The sequence below is a fragment of the Pseudomonas cichorii genome (assembly GCF_018343775.1).
In the GTDB taxonomy this organism is placed as follows: domain Bacteria; phylum Pseudomonadota; class Gammaproteobacteria; order Pseudomonadales; family Pseudomonadaceae; genus Aquipseudomonas; species Aquipseudomonas cichorii.
The window spans coordinates 4218958-4242613 of sequence record NZ_CP074349.1; the positions used below are offsets into that span (position 1 = coordinate 4218958).

The window sequence follows — 23656 nt, forward strand, 5'->3', positions numbered from 1 at the left end:
TGGCGCGAGTTACTGGCTGCAGAAAAAGAAGCAGAGCAAGTCAGCTCGCGCACCGAGGGTGGCCGTCATGTCAGCAAATGATCGCATCAGCATAGTGCTGTCCGCCCCCAAAGGAACCACGTTGGACGCCATCCGCAAGCTCGCCCGCCTTGGCGACACCGTGGATATCGGCGGACTGGAGGCAGTGATCGAGGCGGCCTGCAATGGCAGTGCAATTGGTCAGCTTGCAGCGGCTGAGAACCGGTTGATTTCGGCTGACGCAGATCGTGTCAACCAAATTGCCTGGGAAGTCGAAAGCGTCAACCAGCCACAAAACGAACAGCAGAATATTCCACGAATTATTCCTGCCAACTGGAGTGACGCCCAGGTGCTCGACTTCTGCTCGGTCGCTTTCCGGCATGTGGTCGTTGAAGGCGATCTGAAGTTCAGCGATATCAACGACGCGCTGCGCTACATGGCGGACAAGGGCGAACCAGCATTCTTGCGTGAGTTCGACATGGACGAGCACGCCCGTATGGCCGCCGATGCACGCCGATACCGCTGGTTACGTGATCGTGATCGTATCGAAGATGTCGACAGTGACCTGATGGTCCTGCGCGGAGATACCTACTTAACCGGTGCCGAGTTGGACAAAGAGGTCGACGACGCAATTCGCCTTGATGTGTTGGAGGCCGAACCATGCAAGCCTTGAAGCGTCGCGCCATTTCCCCTGCCGCCCTGCCCGCCATTGGCCAGCCTCTTGACGGAGGTTTCTACGCTGGCCGAGTGTTCTTCGATGGGGTCGAGCACGCGCTGATTGATGCAGGCCGAGACTTTCAGGTTGAAGCCCAGTGGTGGGATCGCACCGGGCCGAGGCCCAGTATCAGTGGCGCAAAGTCCTTTGATGACGGGCTTTTGAATACCCACGCCATGGCTGAAGCGGGTAGCGCGATTGCCCAGAAAGTCCTGCGGATGATCATTCGCGGAACCGGATGCTGGCACATTCCGTCGATTCGCCAGCTCGAAGCCATGCGCACAACGCTGTTGCAGCTCGAAGAGTGGGATTACAGCCACGATACCGATGCCAAGCAATCTCTCGCCTGCATGCATAGCTACTGGTCCAGCACGGCTAACTCCGCTGGCTCCGCATGGAATCTGACCATGAGGCCTTGGTGCACGCCAACTACAAACTGGGGCAAGGACGTGAAGATGGTCCGCCCGGTCAAGACACTGGCGATCAAGGCGAGCTGCTTCGTGCATGAGCCAGCAACCGATGCTGCTGTGAGCGCAGCCGTCACCAGCCTGGGCGGAATCACCGCGAGCCCGGCGGTGTCCGAGGTTCTTGGCCAGTTCATCAACGAGGACACCGGGCGCTTCTACGGGCGCACGCAGGATCTGCTGATCCAGTTGGCGGCTATTGCCGGGGAGAATCGTGCATGAATCAGATAAAGCGCTTCGGAATCAACCCATCGGGCCGGGACTTTGCCGTCGGCGATCTCCACGGGCACTTCACAAAGCTGCAGGCCGCGCTGGATGCTGTTTCATTCGAGCCAAAAGTGGATCGATTGTTCAGTGTCGGGGATCTGGTCGACCGCGGGCCAGAGTCGGATCAGGTGGACACCTGGCTGGCAAAGCCGTGGTTTCATGCGGTGCGCGGCAACCACGAGCAGATGGCGATCGTGGCTTATCGCTGCGATCCCGATGGTCGCGCCGCAGGCTGTCACCTACATAACGGCGGGGCTTGGCTGTATGCCCGATCCTCTGTAGAGCAAGGTTGCTATGTCTCACTGCTGGCCGATCTGCCACTGATCATCGAGGTGGAAACGCCTGAGGGGCTGGTTGGGATTGTGCACGCCGACTGCCCATACCTGAGCTGGCAGGAGTTTGCCTGGGCTGTCGAAAACGGAGGCCCGGCAGAGTCAGCCCATGTCGCCGACATGGCGCAATGGTCGCGCAAGCGTGTTACGGAGCAGCTTATGACGCCAGTTGAAGGTGTTCGCGCCGTAGTGGTCGGCCACACGCCTGTGCGCCAGCCTGCAATCCTCGGCAACGTCTACCACATCGACACCGGTGCCTGGATGGGTGGCCACTTCACATTGATAAATCTGCAAACCCTGGTTTGCACGCCGCCGGTCAACCCAAAAATGCACTGGGATTGGGAGGATCAGCAGCCATGAACCGCCACCGTAACGGCCCAGTAGGGCAGGCATTGGTCGCGCTGTACGAGCTGTTGCAGCGCCGAGAAACAACCTTTGGTGAAGTGCTGAGCCTTTCTGCCACTTGCGGCCTGGATGGGCGGCGGGTGCTGGCTGATCACTTCAAGGGAGGCGTGCGATGAGCAGTCTCGCTGAACAAGCAGTGGAGCACGCCCGCCTGCACAAGGCTGGCCAGCCTCCCAAAACGCCTACATCTGCGGTGCCAAAAATTAGCACGCCCACCGGCCCAATCAGTCGACACCTTTTTCTGGAAGGTCGAGCTTGGGCCGTCGATATGGTCGCATCCCTGAAATCCGAACCGGCCGCGAAAATGATCGAGCGCCTTGCAGGTGCAACGGCAGGAAAACCAGCCAGCTACGTGGCGGGCGTTCACGCGGTTATTCAGGCGCTGCAGGAGGCATCAGCATGATCATGAAGCCTGAATTTGTCCGGCGTCTGGTGGATCTGTCTCTTCGTGGCAATAACTCGCCAGCGATCTCTGTGATCATCGCCCGCCGCTTTGCACGCTACCTACGCGATGAAGGCGAAGCCAAGCGCCAATACTTCAAGACTGAAATCGCAACAGCCAAGGCCGCCCTGCCCTTTACTGCAACCCGCCTCAAAGATCTGGAGTTGCAACAGGAAACAACCCGAGATATCCGTAAAAAGAACCTTCTCGGCATCGCCAATTGGCTGCGACGAAACGATGACTTGCTGGTTGAGCTGTATGGCTTCGCCGGTATCTGTGACCTGCTGAACGTCAATCCCGTGCACCGCGCCGAGGCCTTGGAGTACGCAGACGAATCCAGTGGGACCGTCACGACAATCGCGTTCATTTGCGGGCTTGAGGACAGCGCCAGCATCAACTCCGGCCGAAAGCGGAAGGACTGGAATGACGGGCCGCTGTTCTGGGCGTACCACACCCAGATGATGCAAATCATGATCGACAACCCTAGAGCAATGCCAGACCCGTTCGCCCCTGGTGGCCCGTTCTACGGTATGCCGACCTACTACCAGCAACCTGACGGAACTATGGCCCGGCAGAGCGCACCGCTGACGGTGCATGACGCCCAGGGCAGCCGCGTGGTTAAGCGCAAGATCGAGGTGCCCCGAAATGGCTCTTGAACCTGTCGTGACAAATCTGCGTGGCAATCAAAACCTGACGAGTCAGGAGGCATAGCCATGGCAACAGCCGAAAACCTGCATGAAGATGCCGCGCACGACAAGGTCACCGAAAAGCGGATGGCCGAACTGGTGGGATGCACTGCGAAGGCGCTGCAACGTAAGCGCGAGAAGGGAATCATCCCCAAATGGGTATGGATGAAGATCGATGGGCGAATCATGTACAGCAAACGGAGATATGAGGAATGGATAGAAAGCCTGTGGACCTGCCGACCGGGGTCGAGCTTGTCGGGCGATCAATCCGAATTCGCTTCTCCTGGAACAAGAGGCGCTGCTGCGAGACGCTCCCCCTCCCCCAGACCGCGAAAGGAATTGCAGCAGCAGCGAGTTTACGTGCTCAAGTAAAGGGGCTGGACAGGCTCGGCGCACTTAGCGCAGAGAAGTATGCTGAGCTGTTCCCCAATACACGCAGTGAGGCCGTGCAGGACCAAGCCGTACCAATTTTCTTTGACTATGCACAGGACTGGCTGAACAGTCTCCAGATCGTTGAAGGCACACGCAACAACTACAGGTCAGCCTTGCAGGTTTACTGGGTTCCGCACCTGGCCAAGATGCCCATCGACACCATCACATCCGTTCGACTGCGCAAGATCATGAACGAAATCGAATGGACGTCTCCAGCTCGGCGCAAGGGCGTTGTCGGCTTGCTCGTTTCGATATTCCAGCAGGCCATAGTTGATGAGCTGATCACTCGAAACCCGGCACTTTCTATCCCTGGCGCGAAAGTGCCCAAGCGTGATGTAGATCCGTTCACGAAGACCGAGGCGGATCTAATCATTGCTCATCTGTACAAAACGACGAGTGGTTTAACCGCGATCTACGCGGCCTATTTTGAGTTCTGTTTCTACACCGGAATGCGTCCCGGAGAGGTGATGGCTCTGCGCTGGAGCGAGATAGATAAGCGCAAGAAGACGGTCAATGTTTGCCGCATTCAAATACGCGGAGTGATACAGGAGAGAACCAAAACAAAGAAGCCGAGATACGTTTTATTGAACGATCGCGCTTTACATGCACTCGAAAAAGCCAGACCACTCACAGAGGCGCGATCTGATTATGTATTCGCGCCAAGTGGAACAGGTGAGAGATCGGAGTTGTTTATACGCTCTGAGACTGGTCAAAAACGTTACTGGCTTACTGCTTTGCGGAAATTAGGAATTAGGCGACGCAGGATGTACGACACACGCCATACCTACGCAACAATGTGCTTGATGGCCGGCATGAACCCGGCATTCATCGCCGCGCAACTTGGGCATAGCGTACAGGTGCTGCTTTCCACGTATGCCAAGTGGATCAATTCGCCAAATGATTGGGCGGAGCTTGAGAAGCTGAAAATGTTGGAAAGCGGTACAAGAGTGGTACAAGCAAAAAGCCAGTGACGCCGAGTGTGCCGAAACACATAGGGTTCAAGCAATATGTGCGGATTAGCAGGTGAATTACGTTTCGACCAACAACCAGCGGATCTGGCCGCTGTTGAACGCATAACCCACAATCTGGCGCCTCGCGGCCCGGATGCCTGGGGCTTTCACAGTCAGGGGCCGATTGCCCTGGGCCATCGACGACTGAAAATCATGGACCTGTCCGACGGTTCGGCGCAGCCCATGATCGATAGCCATCTGGGCCTGTCCATGGCCTTCAATGGTGCCATCTACAACTTCCCCGAATTGCGGGCCGAGCTGGAAGGTCTGGGTTACCAGTTCCATTCCGGTGGTGACACCGAGGTGTTGCTCAAGGGCTACCATGCCTGGGGCGCGGATATGCTGCCCAAGCTCAATGGTATGTTCGCGTTTGCCATCTGGGAGCGCGACACTCAGCAACTGTTCATTGCCCGTGATCGTCTTGGCGTGAAGCCGCTGTATCTGTCGCACACCGACAAGCGCCTGCGCTTTGCATCGACGCTGCCAGCCCTGCTCAAGGGTGGCGATATCAGCCCGATGCTCGACCCGATTGCCCTCAATCACTACCTGAACTTCCATGCCGTGGTGCCTGCACCGCGTACGTTGCTGGCCGGTGTCGAGAAACTGCCGCCCGCCACCTGGATGCGTGTCTACGCCAACGGCACGATCGAGCAGCAGACCTGGTGGACCCTGCCTTATGGTCCTCATGACGACGAGAAGCACCTGACGCTGGAAGACTGGCGCGACCGCGTGCTGGACAGCACCCGTGAAGCGGTAGCAATTCGTCAGCGCGCTGCGGTGGATGTAGGCGTGTTGCTTTCCGGCGGTGTCGATTCAAGCATGCTGGTGGGGCTGTTGCGTGAAGTCGGGGTCGAAGACCTGTCGACCTTTTCCATCGGCTTCCAGGATGCCGGTGGCGAACGTGGCGACGAGTTCCAGTATTCGGATCTGATCGCCAGGCATTACGGCACCCGTCACCATCAGTTGCGCATTCAGGAAAGCGAGATCATCGAGCAACTGCCTGCGGCCTTCCGAGCCATGAGCGAGCCGATGGTGAGTCACGACTGCATCGCGTTCTATCTGTTGTCACGGGAAGTAGCCAAGCACTGCAAGGTGGTGCAGAGCGGCCAGGGCGCGGACGAGCTGTTTGCCGGTTATCACTGGTATCCGCAAGTCGATGGCGCCAGCGATCCCGTGGCGGCCTATCGTGCAGCGTTCGTAGACCGCAGCTACGACGAATACACCGCCACCGTACAAGCCAAATGGCTGACCGCCACTGACGCGGCAGGCGATTTCGTACGCGATCATTTTGCCCAGCCCGGCGCAACGGCTGCCGTGGACAAGGCTCTGCGCCTGGACAGCACCGTGATGCTGGTTGAAGACCCGGTCAAACGAGTGGACAACATGACAATGGCCTGGGGCCTGGAGGCTCGTACACCGTTCCTCGACTATCGTCTGGTCGAGTTGTCTGCACGCATTCCCGGTCAGTTCAAACTGCCGGATGGCGGCAAGCATGTCCTGAAGGAAGCAGCACGTCTGGTCATCCCTTCCGAGGTGATCGACCGCAAGAAAGGCTACTTCCCGGTGCCGGGCCTCAAGCATTTGCAGGGCGACACCCTCAACTGGGTGCGCGACTTGCTGCTGGACCCAAGCCAGGATCGAGGCCTGTTCAACCCGTCGATGATCGACACACTGTTGACCAACCCTCAAGGCCAACTCACGCCGTTACGCGGCTCCAAGCTGTGGCAGTTGGCAGCGCTGAATCTGTGGCTCAGCGAACAAGGACTCTGATCGATGAAACACAATGCGACGGCTTACAGCCAACGATTGTTGCGCACACAGTCGCCCTCCTATGAACGTCTGCAAGCGCGCTTCGCCGAAGACGGCAGTCAGCCGGACAACGAGCAATTGGCGTTGCACTGCGGCTGGGGCCGCTTGTTGATCGGTCATACCTACCCCGACGCCGCTGCACTGGCTCAGGAGCTGCTCAACGAAAAAACCGGTGAACGCGACATCGCGCTGTACGTGGCGGCGCCCCAGCAAGTGCTGGCGCAGTCACCGCAGCAGTTGTTCCTCGATCCGTCCGATACGCTGCGCCTGTGGTTCAGCGATTATCGTCCGGCGCAGCGGGTCTTCCGGGGCTTTCGCATCCGTCGTGCCCAGAACGAAGCCGACTGGCAAGCCATCAACAACCTTTATCTGGCGCGGGGCATGCTGCCCATCGATCCGGCCTTGCTGACACCACGTCATCAAGGCGGGCCGGTCTACTGGCTGGCAGAAGATGAACGCAGCAATGCGGTGATCGGCAGTGTCATGGGCCTGAATCACCAGAAGGCGTTCAATGACCCGGAAAACGGCAGCAGCCTGTGGTGCCTGGCGGTTGATCCGCAATGCACACGCCCCGGTGTGGGTGAAGTGCTGGTGCGTCACCTGATCGAGCACTTCATGAGCCGAGGCTTGAGCTATCTCGACCTGTCCGTGCTGCATGACAACGAACAGGCCAAGGCGCTGTATGCCAAGCTGGGGTTTCGCAACCTGCCGACCTTCGCCATCAAGCGCAAGAACGGCATCAATGAATCGCTGTTTCTGGGGCCTGGGCCTCAGGCGGACTTCAACCCTTATGCGCGGATCATCGTCGAAGAGGCACATCGTCGCGGCATTGATGTGCAGGTCGATGATGCCGATGCGGGCCTGTTCACGCTGAGTTACGGCGGACGCCGCATTCGCTGCCGTGAATCACTGAGCGACCTGACCAGCGCGGTCAGCATGACCCTGTGCCAGGACAAGAGCCTGACCCACAAGGCCCTCAAGGCCGCTGGCCTGCATGTGCCTGCCCAACAACGTGTGGGCAATGCCGACGACAATCTGGCGTTTCTCGAAAAACACGGGCGGATCGTGGTCAAGCCGCTGGATGGTGAGCAAGGCAACGGTGTGGCCGTGGATCTGTGCACCTTCGATGAAGTGCAGAACGCTATCGAGTGTGCCCGTCAGTTCGACAGCCGGGTGATTCTGGAAAGCTTCCACGAAGGCCTGGACCTGCGCATCGTGGTCATCGGTTTTGAAGTGGTGGCGGCTGCGATTCGCCACCCTGCCGAGATCATTGGCAACGGTCGCCATACCATCCGCCAGTTGATCGAAGCTCAAAGCCGTCGTCGCTCTGCTGCCACCGATGGTGAAAGCAAGATCCCGATGGATGAAGAAACCGAACGTACGGTCCGCGACGCGGGCTATGACTATTCAAGCATCCTGCCAATGGACCAGCGCCTGGCCGTGCGCCGCACCGCCAACCTGCACACCGGCGGCTGCCTTGAAGACGTCACCGCAACGCTGCACCCGGTCCTCACCGACGCCGCCGTGCGTGCCGCCCGGGCGCTGGACATTCCGGTGGTTGGCCTGGACCTGATGGTGCCTGCCGCCGACCAGCCGGAATACGTGTTCATCGAGGCCAATGAACGTGTCGGCCTCGCCAACCACGAACCTCAACCCACTGCCGAACGCTTTGTCGATCTATTGTTTCCGCACAGCCTGCCTGTGCATGGGTGAACCGTAGCTGCAAGCTTTAAGCCTCAAGCTACAAGCTGCAAACAGATCACTGTCTGACCTTGCAGCTTATGGCTTGGGGCGTGTAACTACTCCAAGGAGCCCCTCCATGCCTGTTGAAAAAATTCCCGATCCGGATCTGAACTACCTGCAGAAAGTCCTGCTGGAAATGCTGGCCATTCCGAGCCCTACGGGTTTTACCGACACTATCGTGCGCTATGTCGCCGAACGCCTGGAAGAGCTGGGCATTCCGTTTGAACTCACTCGACGCGGCACCATTCGCGCCACGCTCAAAGGCAAGCAGAGCAGCCCCGACCGGGCCGTCTCGGCTCATCTGGACACCATTGGCGCCAGTGTTCGCGAGGTCAAGGATAACGGGCGCCTGGCGCTGTCGGCTGTGGGTTGCTGGTCCAGCCGTTTTGCCGAAGGCAGCCGGGTCAGTGTATTCACCGATACCGGCGTGATCCGTGGCAGCGTGTTGCCGCTGATGGCCTCCGGTCATGCGTTCAATACCGCCGTGGATGAAATGCCCATCAGTTGGGAGCATGTCGAACTGCGCCTGGATGCCTATTGCACGACCCGCGCCGACTGCGAATCTTTGGGCATCAATATCGGAGACTTCGTGGCTTTTGACCCGCTGCCGGAGTTCACTGAAAGCGGCCATATCAGCGCCCGCCACCTGGATGACAAAGCCGGTGTCGCAGCCTTGCTGGCGGCGCTCAAGTCGATTGTCGAGAGTGGTGCGGAACCTCTGATCGATTGTCACCCGCTGTTCACCATCACCGAGGAAACCGGCACCGGTGCAGCAGGCGTATTGCCCTGGGATGTGAGCGAGTTCGTCGGCATCGACATCGCTCCGGTCGCAGTCGGCCAGCACTCCAGCGAACATGCGGTGAGCGTGGCGATGCAGGATTCGGGCGGACCTTACGACTATCACTTGTCCCGGCATCTGCTGCGCCTGGGTATCGACAACGAATTGCCCGTGCGCCGCGATATCTTTCGCTATTACTACAGCGATGCCCATTCGGCGGTGACATCAGGCAATGATATCCGCACCGCGCTGCTGGCCTTTGGTTGCGATGCCACCCATGGTTATGAGCGCACCCATATCGATAGCCTTGCGGCCCTGAGCAAACTGCTCGGTGCCTATATGCTCAGCCCACCGGTATTCGCCAGCGACGCCAAACCGGCCCAGACTTCACTGGAGCGGTTCAGTCATCAGATTGAACATGACACCCAGATGGAGTCCGACACCCGCGTGCCGTCCGTGGATAGCCTGCTGGGGCAGAATCGCGAAGAGATTTGAGGTTCCTGGTGTTGGCCTTTCGCGAATGAATTCGCTCCTACCACGGTATGCGTAGGAGCGACTTCAGTCGCGAAGAGGCCTATCATCGCGGGCTACCGATACGAGAACCAGCATGCTGATCCCTTACGACCAACTCGAACCTGACACCCTCACCCGCCTGATCGAAGATTTCGTGACCCGCGATGGCACGGACAATGGCGACGAAACGCCTCTGCAAACCCGCGTGCTTCGGGTGCGTCATGCCTTGAGCAAAGGTCAGGCAGTGATTTTCTTCGACCTTGAAAGCCAGCAATGCCAGTTGATGCCAAAGCACGATGTGCCCAAAGAATATTTCGACTAAGGCTCAGGCTGCTGGCGACTCGGGAGCGGCGGCCTGCTGCGAGAGCTTTCGGGCAATGCGTCGGAACACTTCGGCGCGATGGATCTTGATGTCTTTGGGGGCATCGATTCCGAGCCTGACCTGATTGCCGTTCACCCCGAGAATCTGCACGGTGATGTTGTCACCGATGGAAAACGATTCGCCAATTTCCCGCGTTAGTACCAGCATTTTCTGCCTCTCTTGTTATTGCAAAGAGTGCAGAGTGCGCCCACGAAAAGGTCGCTTCAATGAGGCGGCGGCAAATCAGTAACGCCCTTCAAGCTCGCCAGAACACACTGTCGGAAACGTCTTACTTGCAGACCAAACGAGTAGGAAAACTGCCATATCCCCGGCGTTCAGGACGCCGACCAGCGTGGCCCCAACAGGATGATTGTCGCGCCGATGACGCAAAAGGCGACACCCAGCCAGTCGCTGCTCAAGGGCCTGGCCCGCTCGACCACGCCCAGCCAGGCAATCGACGCAATGATGTAAATCCCGCCATAAGCCGCATAAGCACGGCCTGCGTAGGCCGACTCGATCCGGGTCAGCAACAGGGCGAAGATCGTCAGGCTGATGAGTGCCGGAATGACCCACAAGGCACTCTTGCCCTGACGCAGCCACAGCCAGAAGGCATAACAGCCGAATATCTCGAACAGGGCCGCAAGGAAGAACCAGAGGTAATTGAGCACGCCAGTCTCGTCAGTCAGAGTTTGAATGGCCGAACCCTATCAGAAAAAGACTTTCCTGACTCCGGCCTTCAAACCCTGACAGGGCAACGGGTCAGGCCTTCGTCTGCCGGGCCTTGGCGCGCATCTTGGCGCACATGGTGGTCATCTCGTCATAGAGCGCCTGGGGATGCTTGCGTTTCAAGGTCCAGGCATCACGCCCCTGCTCATGGGGCAGGATCATGAACTCGCCCTTGGCGACTTCGTCGAAGATGTAATCGGCAATGTCGCTGGCGCTGATGGGCGAGCTTTCCAGCAGCTTGCCGACCTGGGCTTTCATCGCAGGCGTCGGGCCGCGGAAGGAGTCCAGCAGGTTGCTCTGAAAGAACGACGGACAGACCACATGCACGCCGACGCCCTGCTCGGTCAGCTCAACCAGGAGACTTTCCGACAGCGCCACCACACCCGCCTTGGCGACGTTGTAATTGCTCATGGCCGGCCCCTGCATCAAGGCCGCCATGGAAGCGATATTGATGATCTTGCCTTTGCTGGCCTCCAGCAGCGGCAGGAATGCCTTGCAGCCTTTGACCACGCCCATGAGGTTGATTGCGATCTGCCAGTCCCAATCTTCCAGCGACAACTCGCTGAAGAAACCGCCCGAAGCCACACCGGCGTTATTGACAATGATATCGATGCCGCCAAAGCGTTCTTCGCAGGCTTGCGCCAGGGCCATGAGTTGGCTGTAGTCGCGCACATCGCAGCGCTGGGTAAAGCCTTCGCCACCGGCTTCGCGCACCATGGCCAGGGTTTCCTGCAAACCGGCATCGTTGACGTCGGACAGTGCCAGGCGCCAACCTTCGCGAGCCCAGCGAAGTGCAATTTCACGGCCCAGACCAGAGCCTGCGCCAGTAATCATGATGCGATTTTGCATAGAGAGTGCCTTGTGGTTTGCAGGACGTTGGCTGGAGTGTAATCACAGCTGGCGGTTTCTAATGCCACCATCAAGACGCTGAATGCCGGCCCCTCATGTCTGCCTGATACGACGCACGAAGCGGATCAGCAGCCAGCCATAGATCGCGGCATTGATCGATACAACGACTGCGCCCAGCCACACCTGGATCTGCGGTGTCAGCGCTGGCGGATAAATCAGCGGAATCAGGTAATGCTCGATGAAGCCGCCCTCATACCCCTGCTGACCGGCCTTCTGGCGCAGGGCGTTTTCCAGGGGCGTCAGCGGGCAATACAGGTGAAAGAACTCCACCGAAGCCCCCCACACCATGGCCGGGACATGCAGAAACCCGATCCAGGGTCTGCGCAGTACCAGCAGCCCGCCAAACAGCACGAATAGAATAAACAGCAGATGAAATACCACCACGGCATCCGCAGCGAATCGATAAGGCATGGTGCAATCCTGTGTAAAAGTTCCATTGTTTTCAGGTCGATCATTCAGCCATGGAACAGGAGAAGGCGTCATATAAACCCTGAAAAAGTTCAATAAATATCACCGGTAAAAATCAGGTATCAGGCACCCCGTAAAAAATATAAACCATTGATATAAATGAAATTTTTAAACAAATTAAAAACCCGTGAAATATTTAGAACCTTTCAAGATTCGCAACAGTCGGATAATTCAAGCAGCGAAAATCATATACCTGCTGAACATTGCTTTAACTGCAAACGCCATTCGACACTGACGAAAAGAAGGAACTCATCATGGGCATAAGCACGATTCTTATCATCGTACTGATTCTGATTCTGATCGGTGGTCTGCCGGTCTTCCCGCACTCCCGCAACTGGGGCTACGGTCCTTCGGGTGTAGTGGGCACGATCCTGGTCATTCTGTTGGTGCTGGTATTGCTTGGCAGGATATGACCTTATCGGTCGCCCAATGAAAAAGCAGCCCCGAGGGGCTGCTTTTTTATTGCCGGTCAAACATGCTGCTTAGTGTGACGATGCACCGCTGGCACCCAGACCAGTCTGCGAACGTACGAATTGCGGGTAGAACAGCGCACGTTCGTCGTCTGTAGCCTTGGACTTGTCGGTGATGGAGAAGAACCAGATACCGACGAAGGCGATGATGATGGAGAACAGCGCCGGGTACTCGTACGGGAAGATGGCTTTAGGGTTGTGCAGGATCTGCACCCAGATGGTCGGACCCAGCACCATCAGGACTACAGCACTGATCAGCCCCATCCAGCCGCCAATCATGGCGCCACGGGTGGTCAGGTTTTTCCAGTACATCGAGAGCAGCAGAACAGGGAAGTTACAGCTGGCCGCGATGGAGAACGCCAGGCCGACCATGAACGCGATGTTCTGGCTCTCGAAGGCGATACCCAACAGGATGGCTACGACCGCCAGGGCGATAGTCGTCATCTTGGAAACGCGGATCTCGTCTTTCTCGTTGGCCTTGCCTTTCTTGATCACGCTGGCATACAGGTCATGGGACACTGCCGACGCACCGGCCAGAGTCAGGCCCGCAACCACCGCCAGGATGGTCGCGAACGCCACCGCCGAGATGAAGCCCAGGAACAGACTGCCACCTACCGCGTTGGACAGATGCACCGCTGCCATGTTGTTGCCGCCGATCAAGGCGCCTGCTGCATCCTTGAACGCCGGGTTGGTGCTGACCAGCAGGATCGCGCCAAAACCGATGATGAAGGTCAGGATGTAGAAGTAGCCGATGAAACCGGTGGCGTAGAACACCGACTTACGGGCTTCCTTGGCATCGCTCACCGTGAAGAAGCGCATCAGGATGTGCGGCAGACCCGCAGTACCGAACATCAGGGCCAGACCGAGGGAGAACGCCGAGATCGGGTCTTTCACCAGACCACCTGGGCTCATGATCGCTTCACCTTTAGGGTGAACGGCAACAGCCTGGGCGAACAGTTGGTTGAAGTCGAAGTTGACGTGCTTCATGACCATCAGCGCCATGAACGAGGCACCCGACAGCAGCATCACGGCCTTGATGATCTGTACCCAGGTAGTCGCCAGCATGCCGCCGAACAGCACATACAGGCACATCAGGATACCGACCAGGATCACCGCAACGGTATAGTCCAGACCGAACAGCAACTGGATCAGTTTGCCTGCACCTACCATCTGGGCAATCAGGTAGAACGCCACCACCACAAGCGAACCGCAGGCGGACAGGGTGCGAATCTCTTTCTGCTTCAGGCGATAGGAGGCCACGTCGGCGAAGGTGTACTTGCCCAGGTTACGCAGGCGTTCGGCGATCAGGAACAGAATGATCGGCCAGCCCACCAGAAAGCCGATCGAGTAGATCAGGCCATCGTAGCCGGAGGTGTAAACCAGTGCGGAAATACCCAGGAAGGACGCCGCCGACATGTAGTCGCCTGCAATCGCAAGACCGTTCTGGAAACCGGTGATCTTGCCGCCTGCCGCGTAGTAGTCGGACGCCGAGTTGTTTTTCTTGGATGCCCAGTAGGTGATGTAGAGGGTGAACGCCACGAACATGACGAACATGATGATCGCCGCTACGTTCAAAGGCTGCTTCTGCACCGCCCCGGTAAGGGCGTCAGCTGCCATGAGAGCGGGTGCGAATGCTGCAAGGCCCAAGGCCGCGGAGAGACGACGGATCATTGCTGAATCTCCTTGAGAATTGCATTGTTCAGTTCGTCGAACTCACTGTTGGCACGGCGTACGTAGACCCCCGTCAGAATGAACGCCGAGATGATCAGGCCGACCCCTATCGGCATGCCCCACGTAATGGTTGAAGTCGCACTGATCTTGGCTCCCAGAATATGAGGTCCATACGCAATCAAGAGAATGAATGCGGCATAGAGCCCGAGCATGATCGCCGAAAGAATCCAGGCGAACCGCTCTCTTTTGGAAACCAGCTCCTTGAAGCGCGGGCTGTTTTGAATCGAGAGGTAAATGCTGTCGTTCATTGTTTTTGTCCTCGCAGCACAGATGAGTTGTCACGCCTTCAACTTTAGTCAGGTCCGGCACGTACTCCAGACGACCTTAGTATTAGAACGACATTAATCATTGAAGCACTTCAAGGGACTTTTGCAGGTTCACATCAAACCCTGATAAACAAAAGGCCATCTGCCAGAGGTGGCAGATGGCCTTGAACCATGCGATACAGAGGCTTCGCTGTTATTTAGCGGTCCATGCGGCTACACGCTCAGGGTGCTTGGCCACCCACTCCTTCGCCGCGACATCAGGTTTGGCGCCATCCTGAATCGCCAGCATCACTTCACCGATTTCATCCTTGGATTCCCACTGGAATTTTTTCAGGAAGGCAACGACGTCAGGCGCTTTCTTCTCCAGGCTCAGGCTGGCAACGTTGTCGACGGTTTCAGCAGCGCCGTATACGCTTTTCGGGTCTTCAAGAAAACGCAGTTTCCACTTGGCAAACATCCAGTGCGGCACCCAGCCGGTGACCACGATGGACTCCTTGCGTTTCTCGGCACGGGTCAGCTCGGCAATCATCCCGGCTCCCGAACTGGCCTGCAGCTTGTAACCGTCAAGGCCGTAGTCCTTGATGGCCTGGTCGGTCTTGAGCATCACACCCGAGCCGGCATCGATCCCGGTGATCTTCTTCTTGAAGGAATCATCGGTCTTGAGGTCTTCGATGGTCTGGGCCTTGACGTACTCCGGCACGATCAGGCCGATCTTGGCGTCCTTGAAGTTCGGGCCGTAGTTCACGACCTGATCCTTGTATTTGGTGTAGTACTCACCATGAGTGCCGGGCAACCAGGCCGACAGCATCATGTCCAGCTTGTCGGTGGCTACTGCCTGCCACATGATCCCGGCTGCAACGGATTGCAACTTGACGTCATAGCCCAGTTTTTCCTTGAGCACTTCGGCGGCTACGTGGGTCGTGGCGACACTGTCGGACCAGCCTTCGACGTAGCCGATGGTCAATGTCTTGGTTTCAGCAATGGCCAGCGTGGAGCTGGCGGCCAGTACCAGCGCGGCACCTGCCCCCAGAATTTTTCGCATATTCATCATCACGTCCCCGGAAGTTGCGCGCCGACGGATGTCGGGCTGCATTAACGTTGTTTTTCAGAGTCGCCCGTCATGCCCGGCTTTGGGGCAGACGGTGCCCTTCACGTTTCAGTCGTGCTCGCCCGCCATGACAGGCATCACATCAACTTCTCGATAATCAACCGGCCTGCAGATCGGACATGCTCTGTCAGCGACACGGAGGAACCGGGAAACGACATCACACAGCCATCAGCGACAATCCCCACGAAAAGCGTCGGCAAAGCCGTCTGGTTTTTGCATGAAACAAAACATGCGATCCCCCTCGCCCCCTTGCAGGGCCGGGAGTGCGGGATGGGCCTCTGCCCTGTTCTGGTTCACTCGGGGCCGGGAAACAGAATGTGTTACCGCCTATGACCAGTTGCCACTCAAGACGGGTAACACGGAAACAATCGCATTACCTTTCGCCCTTGGTTTTTGCCGAAGTATTTTTCAAGCCGCTGTTTTTAAAGGACTTTTAAAAGTTGGCACAGCTTCTGCTATCTCTCTGGCACAACAAGAATAAAAACACGTAGCAAACCAACAAGAACAACACGAAACGGCTCTGACATAACAAGAACAACACGGACAGAGGCGCAGCTAACAGATTTTTTTGGAGTGGATAGGCTTTACAGGGACCTCTTGAACGAGAGGCCTCGCAACCGGACAGAGAACAATAAAACTACCTTCAGGTAGCTTCCCGTACCGGCTGGACCATGACGTTGTGCAGACCCATGGTTAAAGTGAATCAGCGCTCAAAAAAATACGTTTGCTCTTGATCCCGGATGGGGATCACACAAGAACGCAGTAAAGGGACTGGTCGCCAAAAACAAGAACAGACCGCCCTATAAAAATAAAAAGAGCAGGCAAGACACATTGAAGGAGAGCCCAGGCTCTCCTTTCGTGTTTTTGGCTTCTGGGCTTTCTAAGCTGCAAGCTGCAAGCTGCAAGACAAACACGCCACGCCCCCCTTTCCGACATTAAAAACAACAAAAAAGCACGGACGCACATTCCAGACTCCACAGAACGTGTATTGTTTCGCTGGATTTACAAAGGTTCGTTCGCTCATAGGGCACTTTGGCACTACGCCGGTGGTCATAGGCTGCATACCTCACCAGCACTTCTTTCCCAAGGGATTTAGTCATGCTCCGTTTTCTGCGCTTCGCTACCGTTTTAGGTGGCTTATGTTTGAGTGCGTCCGCTCTGGCGACCAACATTGATCCCGCCACCTATGGTTATCCGCTGACTAACCCGTTTGAAGCGACCATTGCGACCACTCCACCGGACATGCGCCCTGAACTGCCTGACGATGAAGATATCGATCAGGACGTCTACACGCTCAATCTGCACCCGGAACGCGAATTCATCCTGCCGGACAATTTCTGGGCGGTAAAAAAGCTGAGCTATCGCCTGGCCAGGCAAGACCATGCAGCACCTCTGATTTTCCTGATTGCCGGAACCGGCGCGCCTTATAACAGTACCCTCAATGAATTCCTGAAGAAGCTGTATTACGGCGCGGGTTATCACGTCGTGCAGTTGTCCTCGCCCACCAGCTACGACTTCATGAGTTCCGCTTCGCGTTTTGCCACGCCAGGGATCTCCACGGAGGATGCCGAAGACCTGTACCGGGTGATGCAAGCCATACGCGCCCAGCAGGCAGACTTGCCGGTGACCGAGTATTACCTGACCGGTTATAGCCTCGGCGCACTCAATGCGGCCTTCGTCAGCAAGCTGGACGAAACCCGTCGCAGCTTCAACTTCAAGAAAGTCCTGCTGCTCAACCCGCCGGTCAACCTCTATACGTCCATCAGCAACCTGGACAAGCTGGTGCAGACCAACGTCAAGGGCATCAACGACACCACCACGTTCTATGAACTGGTACTGGCCAAGCTGACCCGCTACTTCCGCCAGAGAGGCTACATCGACCTCAACGATGCGTTGCTCTATGACTTTCAGCAGTCCAAGCAGCACCTGACCAATGAACAGATGGCGATGCTGATCGGCACCTCGTTCCGTTTTTCGTCGGCCGACATTGCGTTCACTTCCGACCTGATCAACCGTCGCGGCCTGATCACCCCGCCCAAGTTTCCGATTACCGAAGGCACCAGCCTGACGCCGTTCCTCAAACGCGCCATGCAATGCGACTTCGACTGCTACCTGACAGAGCAAGTCATCCCCATGTGGCGTGCCCGCACCGATGGTGGCAGCCTGTTGCAACTCGTGGATCAGGTCAGCCTGTATGCACTCAAGGATTACCTGCACACCAGCACCAAGATCTCGGTCATGCATAACGCCGATGACGTGATTCTGGGCTCGGGTGACTTGGGCTTCCTGCGCAAGACCTTCGGTGATCGCCTGACCGTTTACCCATACGGTGGCCATTGCGGCAACATCAATTACCGCGTCAACAGTGACGCCATGCTGGAGTTCTTCCGTGGCTAAACGTCTTCTACTCCTTGCCGCCGTATTGTGCGCAGGTACTGTCCACGCCGCTGACGCGGACACCAGCAACAAAGCCCAGCATCCGGCCACCGTGGTGCGCAACCTTGATGCCGATGGTTTTACCCAGCCGTTGAAGTCCCTGCAATTCAACCCGGGCCTGGACCAGCGCGAATTCGAGCGCGCCTCCATCAATGCCCTGGAAGTCTACGACCCGCTGGAATCCTGGAACCGCCGGGTCTACCACTTCAACTACCGTTTCGATGAGTGGGTCTTCCTGCCGACGGTCAACGGATACCGCTACATCACACCGGGTTTCGTGCGCAGCGGCGTCAGTAACTTCTTCAGCAACCTGGGCGATGTGTCCAACCTGCTGAACAGCCTGTTGCAGTTCAAAGGCCAGCGCTCCATGCAAACCACGGGGCGTCTGCTGCTCAATACCACAATCGGCATCGCCGGCCTGTGGGATCCGGCCACCATGATGGGTCTGCCGCGTCAGACCGAAGACTTCGGCCAGACACTGGGCTTCTATGGCGTGCCTTCAGGTCCTTATCTGGTGCTGCCACTGTTCGGCCCGTCGAACCTGCGTGACACCGGTGGCCTGGTATTCGACTACGCCGCAGAAACCCAGATCAACTTCCTGAACGTGGCCGAAGTCAGCAGCGACCACCCGGAAATCACCCTGCTGCGCGCCATCGACCGCCGCTATGTCACCAGCTTCCGTTACGGACAGCTGAACTCGCCGTTCGAGTACGAGAAAGTGCGTTACGTCTACACCGAGTCGCGCAAGTTGCAGATTGCCGAGTAACAAATGCGGCAATCAAAAACGCCCGGCCCGGGTTACCGGGTCGGGCGTTTTTCATAACACCTTCAAACTTCAGTGAGGTGCCGGACCGTAGTCGTTCACACCGTCGGTGCCCGGCAAAAACAACAAGGATATCTGAGCCAGCGGGCCCACAATTGGAATAAGGCCGACCAGCACGAACCAGCCGCTGAGATTGATGTCGTGCAGCCTTCTGACGCTCAAAGAGAGATTGCTCATGAACATGGCCACTATCAGGAAAGCGGTCGCGCCGCCGATGCCTGTCTCCGGATCAAACCAGTCGTTACTGAGATCAATCACCACTGCCACCGCGAGCAGCGCACAAAAAAGCAGACCGAAGATGAATAATTCCATCCTTGACGCCCGGCCACTGAAATCGAATGTTTTTGCAAACCCGTTATACAGATGATTCATTCCTACATCTCTTCTTGATGGCTGTATTGGCATACCCAGTCAACGACTGACCACGCCCCTTCCTGGCGGCGACCAATCTAGCGATTTAAAAAAATAGGGATGCAGTCACCCTCCGAAACATCCGTAGGAAAATTCAACAGAACCAAGATTCTTCACTCTTCGGACGCCATCGAAAGCCCACGGTGATTGTTTCAATCATCAAAAAATCAGATTTATATGTGGCAAAAATCAACCCCATCAATCGAAGCATTCACACTAAGATGGCGCCATTCTCACCTGAACAGGAGTGCCCTTTTCATGGCTCAATTTCGTAAAGTGCTGTCGATTCAAGCTGGCCAACCGACTTCAGACGGGGCCGGTGTGCGCCTGACGCGGGTATTTGGCGGCCAGGGTGTCGAGCAGTTCGATCCGTTTCTGATGCTCGATGAGTTCGGTTCGGACAAGCCGGACGACTACATTGCCGGCTTCCCGCCGCACCCGCATCGCGGTTTTGAAACCGTGACGTACATGCTTGAAGGCCGCATGCGCCATGAAGATCACATGGGCAATGTCGGCCTGTTGCAGAGCGGCGGCGTGCAGTGGATGACGGCGGCACGCGGCATCATTCACAGCGAGATGCCGGAGCAGGAAGAAGGTGTAATGCGCGGTTTCCAGTTGTGGCTGAATCTGCCGGGCAAGAACAAGTTGATGGACGCCAGTTATCGTGACATCCAGCCGCAAGACATCCCGCGCCTGACCACCGAAGCCGGTGTGGAGGTGGTGGTGATTGCAGGCCGGTTTGACGATGGCCAGGTTCAACAGGATGGCGCCGTCCAACGGCCGGATACCGAGCCGCAGTATTTCGACTTTCATCTGCCAGCAGGCCGCAGCATCAGCCCGCTCATCCCGGCAGGACATCGGGCGTTGCTTTATGTGTACGAGGGCGCCATTGAGGTTGAAGGTTGCCCGCAAACCGTTGGCGCAAGCCGTCTGGTACGGTTGGCCGATGACGGCGAGTTGCAGATCAACAGTGCGAATGGTGCGCGAGTGCTGTTGATTGCGGGCAAACCCTTGCGCGAGCCTGTGGTGCAATACGGGCCATTCGTGATGAATACCCGCGAAGAGATCGAACAGGCATTGCGGGATTTCAGGGATGATCGGTTGACGGCGTGATGTGAAGTGTCTTCGCTCATTCGCGAAAAACGATTACTCCAACCGCAAGAACCGCTTCAACTCCTCCCGCTGGGCCATGGCATCGCGACGACCAAGGTCGATCAGTTCGCTGCAATAGCCCGCCTCGAACAGCAGGTAGCTCAAGACGCTGGCGCCACTGGTTTTGGTCGCCCCCGGCCCGCGCAGGAAGGTGCGCAGTGCCGGTGGCAGTTCATGGCGGTGGCGGGCCGCGATCTCGTCCAGAGGCTGGCTCGGGGAAATCACCAGCACGTCGACCGGCGCCATGCCGGGTTGGCGTCTGGCCTGCTCGTCAGCCAGCAGTGAACTCATCAGGTTCAGTCGCTCAAGCAATTCAATATCGCTTTCCAGGTTGTCGATGAAGGTGCTGTTGAGCATGTGGCCACTGATTTGCGCCAGGCTCGGTTGAATGCCGCTGGTGGCCCGATGGATCTGCTTGTTGGGCTGCACGCCTCGCGGGTTGCCGCTGACACCCACCACCAGCACGCGATTGGCCCCCAGATGCAACGCAGGACTGATGGGGGCCGACTGCCGCACCGCGCCATCGCCGAAATATTCATGTCCGATTTTCACCGGCTCGAACAGCAGCGGGATCGCCGAACTGGCCAACAAGTGGTCCACGGTCAATGCTGTCGGCAGGCCGATACGTCGATGGCGCAACCAGGGTTCGATGGTGCCGCCGCCCTGATAGAAGGTCACCGCCTGCCCGGACTCGTAGCCAAAGGCTGTTACCGCTACAGCCCGCAAATGATTGCTGTCGATGGCAGCATCGATGCCCGACAGATCAAGCCGCTCGCCGAGCAGGTCGCGCAAGGGCGAACTGTTGAGCAACGCGACAGGAAGGTCACGGCCCAGCCCGGTCAGGCTGCGCCCGAAAAAACGCCCCGCCTGGCGAATCACGCCAGGCCAGTCGCTGCGCAGCACCTGGTGGCTGCGAAATGACTGCCAGAACTCCGTCAACTGGCGGATCGCGATACGAAAGTGCAACGCGCCACTGGCCAGTTTCACGGCATTGATAGCGCCCGCCGAGGTGCCAACGATCACTGGAAACGGGTTGGCGGCGCCTGCAGGCAGAAGATCGGCAATCCCCGCCAGTACACCGACCTGATAAGCAGCTCGAGCGCCACCTCCTGACAGGATCAAACCGGTAACCGACTCTTTCTCGTTCACTGCATTTGTCACTACTGCACGCTCTGGCATCTACAACGGACCTCAGTGAACAACCATTTCTTTTTATTTATGTTTTTTGTATAGCTTCGGTTCATCCTCCGGTCGACTTTTAAAACGTCGATGCGCCCAGAGATATTGCTCCGGACATTCAGTGATGGCAATTTCAATCCACTGATTGATGCGCAAACAATCCTCTTCATCGCTCTGGCCGGGGAAATCCGTCAGCGGCGGATGAATCACCAGCTTGTAACCACTGCCGTCTGCAAGGCGTTGCTGGGTGAAAGGCACGACCTGGGCGCGCCCCAACTTGGCGAACTTGCTGGTGGCCGTCACTGTAGCGGCCTGAATGCCGAACAGCGGCACGAACACACTCTGCTTGGCACCGTAGTCCTGATCCGGTGCATACCAGATGGCACGGCCGGAACGCAGCAGCTTGAGCATGCCACGCACGTCTTCGCGCTCGACGGCCAGTGAATCGAGGTTGTGCCGCTCGCGACCACGACGCTGGACGAAATCGAACAACGGGTTCTTGTGTTCGCGATACATGCCATCGATGGTGTGTTGCTGGCCCAGCAAAGCTGCACCGACCTCAAGGGTGGTGAAATGCAGGGCCATGAGAATCACGCCCTCGCCCTTCTGCTGGGCATGCTGCAAATGCTCCAGCCCTTCGATGTGGGCAAGCTTTGCCAAACGGCCCCTTGACCACCACCAGCTCATGGCCATTTCGAAGAAGGCAATGCCCGTGGAGGCAAAGTTTTCCTTGAGCAACTGCTTGCGCTGAGCGGCGGACAAATGCGGGAAACACAGCTCAAGGTTGCGCGAAGCGATATATTTTCGATCAGTGGCCACGCAGTACATCGCCGCGCCCAGCAGACGACCAATCACCAGCAGCGCTCGAAACGGTAACTGGACAATCAGCCACAAGAGCCCCAACCCCAGCCACAGCGGCCAGAAACGGGGGTGAAGAAAACTGGCTTTAAAACGCGGGCGATCCATTTAAGCTTCCGTCAGGACAAAGGCTGCGCATTCTACATCGGTTCGACCCGGCTTGCGGCCCGAGGGCGTTCTCGTTATAAGTCTCGGCACTTTTAGCGACAAGCTGTTGTGTATCCCGACCATGAGCCAGATCGAATCGCAAAACCCGGACCCAGTGTTTCAGCTCAAAGGCAGCATGCTTGCCATTACCGTCATGGAGCTGGCCCGGAACAACCTCGACGCCCTGGACCGTCAATTGGCGGCCAAGGTTGCCCAGGCCCCCAATTTTTTCAGCAATACACCGCTGATCCTGGCACTGGACAAACTCTCGCCCAATGAAGGGAACGTGGATCTGCCCGGTCTGATGCGCGTCTGCCGTCAGCATGGCCTGCGCACCCTGGCGATACGGGCCAACCGCATCGAAGACATTGCCGCCGCCATCGCCGTCGATCTTCCCGTGCTGCCGCCATCCGGCGCCCGGGAACGTGTGCTGGAGCCTGTCGAAGCAGAGGCGCCGAAAAAGATTCCCGAGAAACCGCCAGAGCCAACCGTCAAGCCAACGCGCGTGATAACCGCTCCAGTCCGCGGCGGACAGCAGATTTATGCCCAGGGCGGCGATCTGGTGGTCGTGGCACCAGTGAGCCCCGGTGCGGAACTTCTGGCCGATGGCAACATCCATGTTTACGGCCCAATGCGCGGCAGGGCACTGGCAGGCATCAAGGGCGACACCAAGGCACGGATCTTTTGCCAACAACTGGGCGCCGAGCTGATTTCGATTGCCGGGCAATACAAGGTTTCCGAAGACTTGCGCAGGGATCCTCTCTGGGGTGCTGCGGTACAAGTCAGCCTGTCCGGTGACGTGTTGAACATCATTCGTCTTTAACGGATACTGCCGCAATTTTCAAAGCATCTCTGATTCGTCGCGAAAACGTAGTAAAGGTTGTAGGAAATCCGGAGAAACACCTGTTTCTCGATGGTTACACTCATCGAAGTAATGGCTCATAGCCATCTTTGAAGGCGAGCTTCCGTGATTTCCGTCATTCTTCGATTAACGTCG

Annotated in this window: 27 protein-coding genes; 17 read left to right on the forward strand and 10 right to left on the reverse strand. The window is 57.4% G+C overall.

Features of this window, described 5'->3' with window-relative positions:
* Window positions 1-67: 67 nt before the first annotated feature.
* The 12 genes from KGD89_RS17740 to KGD89_RS17790 all read left to right on the forward strand — a co-directional run bounded on the left by KGD89_RS17740 (window position 68) and on the right by KGD89_RS17790 (window position 9936).
* Complete coding sequence (locus KGD89_RS17740) at window positions 68-691, forward strand: hypothetical protein (RefSeq protein ID WP_143008674.1); 624 nt, start codon at window positions 68-70, stop codon at window positions 689-691.
* Window positions 679-1419, forward strand: a complete 741-nt coding sequence (locus tag KGD89_RS17745) for a hypothetical protein (protein ID WP_038399962.1) — start codon at window positions 679-681, stop codon at window positions 1417-1419. Before KGD89_RS17740 ends, KGD89_RS17745 begins: the two co-directional genes overlap by 13 nt.
* The gene (locus KGD89_RS17750) at window positions 1416-2156 is read left to right on the forward strand and encodes a metallophosphoesterase (protein WP_025261113.1); all 741 of its coding nucleotides are present in this window, start codon (window positions 1416-1418) and stop codon (window positions 2154-2156) included. Before KGD89_RS17745 ends, KGD89_RS17750 begins: the two co-directional genes overlap by 4 nt.
* Window positions 2153-2317: a hypothetical protein gene (locus tag KGD89_RS17755; RefSeq protein ID WP_162883712.1), complete on the forward strand. Its 165-nt coding sequence runs from the start codon at window positions 2153-2155 to the stop codon at window positions 2315-2317. The genes KGD89_RS17750 and KGD89_RS17755 overlap by 4 nt, the downstream gene beginning before the upstream one ends.
* Complete coding sequence (locus KGD89_RS17760) at window positions 2314-2604, forward strand: hypothetical protein (protein ID WP_025261114.1); 291 nt, start codon at window positions 2314-2316, stop codon at window positions 2602-2604. The genes KGD89_RS17755 and KGD89_RS17760 overlap by 4 nt, the downstream gene beginning before the upstream one ends.
* On the forward strand, window positions 2601-3299 hold the full coding sequence (locus KGD89_RS17765) for a hypothetical protein (RefSeq protein ID WP_025261115.1): 699 nt from the start codon (window positions 2601-2603) through the stop codon (window positions 3297-3299). Before KGD89_RS17760 ends, KGD89_RS17765 begins: the two co-directional genes overlap by 4 nt.
* 57 nt (window positions 3300-3356) lie before the next feature.
* The gene (locus KGD89_RS26060) at window positions 3357-3701 is read left to right on the forward strand and encodes a hypothetical protein (RefSeq protein ID WP_236250073.1); all 345 of its coding nucleotides are present in this window, start codon (window positions 3357-3359) and stop codon (window positions 3699-3701) included.
* Window positions 3602-4732 carry a tyrosine-type recombinase/integrase gene (locus KGD89_RS17770; protein WP_236250078.1) on the forward strand — a complete coding sequence of 377 codons (1131 nt, stop codon included), beginning with the start codon at window positions 3602-3604 and terminating at the stop codon, window positions 4730-4732. The genes KGD89_RS26060 and KGD89_RS17770 overlap by 100 nt, the downstream gene beginning before the upstream one ends.
* Before the next feature lie 36 nt (window positions 4733-4768).
* On the forward strand, window positions 4769-6541 hold the full coding sequence (locus tag KGD89_RS17775; RefSeq protein ID WP_025261117.1) for an N-acetylglutaminylglutamine amidotransferase: 1773 nt from the start codon (window positions 4769-4771) through the stop codon (window positions 6539-6541).
* Between the two features lie 3 nt (window positions 6542-6544).
* Window positions 6545-8293, forward strand: a complete 1749-nt coding sequence (ngg, locus tag KGD89_RS17780; protein ID WP_025261118.1) for an N-acetylglutaminylglutamine synthetase — start codon at window positions 6545-6547, stop codon at window positions 8291-8293.
* A gap of 106 nt (window positions 8294-8399) precedes the next feature.
* Window positions 8400-9596, forward strand: coding sequence for an osmoprotectant NAGGN system M42 family peptidase (locus tag KGD89_RS17785; RefSeq protein ID WP_025261119.1), 1197 nt, complete (start codon window positions 8400-8402; stop codon window positions 9594-9596).
* A gap of 112 nt (window positions 9597-9708) precedes the next feature.
* A complete protein-coding gene (locus KGD89_RS17790; RefSeq protein ID WP_025261120.1) occupies window positions 9709-9936 on the forward strand; it encodes a YheU family protein in 228 nt (75 codons plus the stop codon).
* A 3-nt stretch (window positions 9937-9939) separates the two neighbouring features.
* Here the strand turns inward: KGD89_RS17790 and csrA are convergent, their stop codons facing one another.
* The 4 genes from csrA to KGD89_RS17810 form a co-directional block, all read right to left on the reverse strand.
* Entirely contained in the window at window positions 9940-10143 is a 204-nt protein-coding gene (gene csrA / locus KGD89_RS17795; RefSeq protein WP_025261121.1) for a carbon storage regulator CsrA, read from the reverse strand.
* 167 nt (window positions 10144-10310) lie between these two features.
* Window positions 10311-10643: a YnfA family protein gene (locus KGD89_RS17800; protein WP_025261122.1), complete on the reverse strand. Its 333-nt coding sequence runs from the start codon at window positions 10641-10643 to the stop codon at window positions 10311-10313.
* Window positions 10644-10734: 91 nt separating this feature from the next.
* Entirely contained in the window at window positions 10735-11550 is an 816-nt protein-coding gene (locus KGD89_RS17805; protein WP_025261123.1) for an SDR family oxidoreductase, read from the reverse strand.
* A 93-nt stretch (window positions 11551-11643) separates the two neighbouring features.
* A complete protein-coding gene (locus KGD89_RS17810; protein ID WP_025261124.1) occupies window positions 11644-12021 on the reverse strand; it encodes a DUF2784 domain-containing protein in 378 nt (125 codons plus the stop codon).
* A 311-nt stretch (window positions 12022-12332) separates the two neighbouring features.
* Here KGD89_RS17810 and KGD89_RS17815 point away from each other — a divergent pair, with 311 nt between their 5' ends.
* Complete coding sequence (locus KGD89_RS17815; protein ID WP_038399964.1) at window positions 12333-12491, forward strand: DUF3309 family protein; 159 nt, start codon at window positions 12333-12335, stop codon at window positions 12489-12491.
* 69 nt (window positions 12492-12560) lie between these two features.
* On the opposite strand, the gene KGD89_RS17820 is transcribed toward KGD89_RS17815, so the two are convergent.
* The 3 genes from KGD89_RS17820 to KGD89_RS17830 all read right to left on the reverse strand — a co-directional run bounded on the left by KGD89_RS17820 (window position 12561) and on the right by KGD89_RS17830 (window position 15593).
* Window positions 12561-14219 carry a cation acetate symporter gene (locus tag KGD89_RS17820; protein ID WP_025261125.1) on the reverse strand — a complete coding sequence of 553 codons (1659 nt, stop codon included), beginning with the start codon at window positions 14217-14219 and terminating at the stop codon, window positions 12561-12563.
* Window positions 14216-14527, reverse strand: coding sequence for a DUF485 domain-containing protein (locus KGD89_RS17825; RefSeq protein WP_025261126.1), 312 nt, complete (start codon window positions 14525-14527; stop codon window positions 14216-14218). Before KGD89_RS17825 ends, KGD89_RS17820 begins: the two co-directional genes overlap by 4 nt.
* Window positions 14528-14738: 211 nt before the next feature.
* Window positions 14739-15593: a glycine betaine ABC transporter substrate-binding protein gene (locus KGD89_RS17830; RefSeq protein WP_025261127.1), complete on the reverse strand. Its 855-nt coding sequence runs from the start codon at window positions 15591-15593 to the stop codon at window positions 14739-14741.
* 1158 nt (window positions 15594-16751) lie between these two features.
* On the opposite strand from KGD89_RS17830, the gene KGD89_RS17835 reads away from it, so the two are divergent.
* Together KGD89_RS17835 and KGD89_RS17840 are read left to right on the forward strand one after the other, a co-directional pair.
* Entirely contained in the window at window positions 16752-18050 is a 1299-nt protein-coding gene (locus KGD89_RS17835) for a serine/threonine protein kinase (RefSeq protein WP_025261128.1), read from the forward strand.
* Window positions 18043-18855, forward strand: a complete 813-nt coding sequence (locus KGD89_RS17840) for an MlaA family lipoprotein (protein ID WP_025261129.1) — start codon at window positions 18043-18045, stop codon at window positions 18853-18855. Before KGD89_RS17835 ends, KGD89_RS17840 begins: the two co-directional genes overlap by 8 nt.
* Window positions 18856-18924: 69 nt before the next feature.
* On the opposite strand, the gene KGD89_RS17845 is transcribed toward KGD89_RS17840, so the two are convergent.
* The gene (locus KGD89_RS17845; protein ID WP_074568816.1) at window positions 18925-19284 is read right to left on the reverse strand and encodes a DUF805 domain-containing protein; all 360 of its coding nucleotides are present in this window, start codon (window positions 19282-19284) and stop codon (window positions 18925-18927) included.
* 297 nt (window positions 19285-19581) lie between these two features.
* On the opposite strand from KGD89_RS17845, the gene KGD89_RS17850 reads away from it, so the two are divergent.
* Complete coding sequence (locus KGD89_RS17850) at window positions 19582-20436, forward strand: pirin family protein (RefSeq protein ID WP_025261131.1); 855 nt, start codon at window positions 19582-19584, stop codon at window positions 20434-20436.
* Window positions 20437-20469: 33 nt separating this feature from the next.
* On the opposite strand, the gene KGD89_RS17855 is transcribed toward KGD89_RS17850, so the two are convergent.
* Together KGD89_RS17855 and KGD89_RS17860 are read right to left on the reverse strand one after the other, a co-directional pair.
* A complete protein-coding gene (locus KGD89_RS17855; protein WP_025261132.1) occupies window positions 20470-21654 on the reverse strand; it encodes a patatin-like phospholipase family protein in 1185 nt (394 codons plus the stop codon).
* A gap of 33 nt (window positions 21655-21687) precedes the next feature.
* Complete coding sequence (locus tag KGD89_RS17860) at window positions 21688-22620, reverse strand: lipid A biosynthesis lauroyl acyltransferase (protein WP_025261133.1); 933 nt, start codon at window positions 22618-22620, stop codon at window positions 21688-21690.
* A 121-nt stretch (window positions 22621-22741) separates the two neighbouring features.
* Between KGD89_RS17860 and minC the strand changes: the two genes are divergently transcribed.
* Window positions 22742-23482 carry a septum site-determining protein MinC gene (gene minC, locus KGD89_RS17865; protein ID WP_025261134.1) on the forward strand — a complete coding sequence of 247 codons (741 nt, stop codon included), beginning with the start codon at window positions 22742-22744 and terminating at the stop codon, window positions 23480-23482.
* Window positions 23483-23656: the final 174 nt, after the last annotated feature.

Excerpts from the sequence above, each read along its gene's own strand:
- KGD89_RS17740 (WP_143008674.1), top strand. The coding sequence starts at position 68 with ATGTCAGCAAATGATCGCATCAGCATAGTGCTGTCCGCCCCCAAAGGA.
- KGD89_RS17745 (WP_038399962.1), top strand. The coding sequence starts at position 679 with ATGCAAGCCTTGAAGCGTCGCGCCATTTCCCCTGCCGCCCTGCCCGCC.
- KGD89_RS17750 (WP_025261113.1), top strand. The coding sequence starts at position 1,416 with ATGAATCAGATAAAGCGCTTCGGAATCAACCCATCGGGCCGGGACTTT.
- KGD89_RS17755 (WP_162883712.1), top strand. The coding sequence starts at position 2,153 with ATGAACCGCCACCGTAACGGCCCAGTAGGGCAGGCATTGGTCGCGCTG.
- KGD89_RS17760 (WP_025261114.1), top strand. The coding sequence starts at position 2,314 with ATGAGCAGTCTCGCTGAACAAGCAGTGGAGCACGCCCGCCTGCACAAG.
- KGD89_RS17765 (WP_025261115.1), top strand. The coding sequence starts at position 2,601 with ATGATCATGAAGCCTGAATTTGTCCGGCGTCTGGTGGATCTGTCTCTT.
- KGD89_RS26060 (WP_236250073.1), top strand. The coding sequence starts at position 3,357 with ATGGCAACAGCCGAAAACCTGCATGAAGATGCCGCGCACGACAAGGTC.
- KGD89_RS17775 (WP_025261117.1), top strand. The coding sequence starts at position 4,769 with ATGTGCGGATTAGCAGGTGAATTACGTTTCGACCAACAACCAGCGGAT.
- ngg (WP_025261118.1), top strand. The coding sequence starts at position 6,545 with ATGAAACACAATGCGACGGCTTACAGCCAACGATTGTTGCGCACACAG.
- KGD89_RS17785 (WP_025261119.1), top strand. The coding sequence starts at position 8,400 with ATGCCTGTTGAAAAAATTCCCGATCCGGATCTGAACTACCTGCAGAAA.
- KGD89_RS17790 (WP_025261120.1), top strand. The coding sequence starts at position 9,709 with ATGCTGATCCCTTACGACCAACTCGAACCTGACACCCTCACCCGCCTG.
- csrA (WP_025261121.1), bottom strand. The coding sequence starts at position 10,143 with ATGCTGGTACTAACGCGGGAAATTGGCGAATCGTTTTCCATCGGTGAC.
- KGD89_RS17805 (WP_025261123.1), bottom strand. The coding sequence starts at position 11,550 with ATGCAAAATCGCATCATGATTACTGGCGCAGGCTCTGGTCTGGGCCGT.
- KGD89_RS17810 (WP_025261124.1), bottom strand. The coding sequence starts at position 12,021 with ATGCCTTATCGATTCGCTGCGGATGCCGTGGTGGTATTTCATCTGCTG.
- KGD89_RS17815 (WP_038399964.1), top strand. The coding sequence starts at position 12,333 with ATGGGCATAAGCACGATTCTTATCATCGTACTGATTCTGATTCTGATC.
- KGD89_RS17820 (WP_025261125.1), bottom strand. The coding sequence starts at position 14,219 with ATGATCCGTCGTCTCTCCGCGGCCTTGGGCCTTGCAGCATTCGCACCC.
- KGD89_RS17825 (WP_025261126.1), bottom strand. The coding sequence starts at position 14,527 with ATGAACGACAGCATTTACCTCTCGATTCAAAACAGCCCGCGCTTCAAG.
- KGD89_RS17830 (WP_025261127.1), bottom strand. The coding sequence starts at position 15,593 with ATGAATATGCGAAAAATTCTGGGGGCAGGTGCCGCGCTGGTACTGGCC.
- KGD89_RS17835 (WP_025261128.1), top strand. The coding sequence starts at position 16,752 with ATGCTCCGTTTTCTGCGCTTCGCTACCGTTTTAGGTGGCTTATGTTTG.
- KGD89_RS17845 (WP_074568816.1), bottom strand. The coding sequence starts at position 19,284 with ATGAATCATCTGTATAACGGGTTTGCAAAAACATTCGATTTCAGTGGC.
- KGD89_RS17850 (WP_025261131.1), top strand. The coding sequence starts at position 19,582 with ATGGCTCAATTTCGTAAAGTGCTGTCGATTCAAGCTGGCCAACCGACT.
- KGD89_RS17855 (WP_025261132.1), bottom strand. The coding sequence starts at position 21,654 with ATGCCAGAGCGTGCAGTAGTGACAAATGCAGTGAACGAGAAAGAGTCG.
- KGD89_RS17860 (WP_025261133.1), bottom strand. The coding sequence starts at position 22,620 with ATGGATCGCCCGCGTTTTAAAGCCAGTTTTCTTCACCCCCGTTTCTGG.
- minC (WP_025261134.1), top strand. The coding sequence starts at position 22,742 with ATGAGCCAGATCGAATCGCAAAACCCGGACCCAGTGTTTCAGCTCAAA.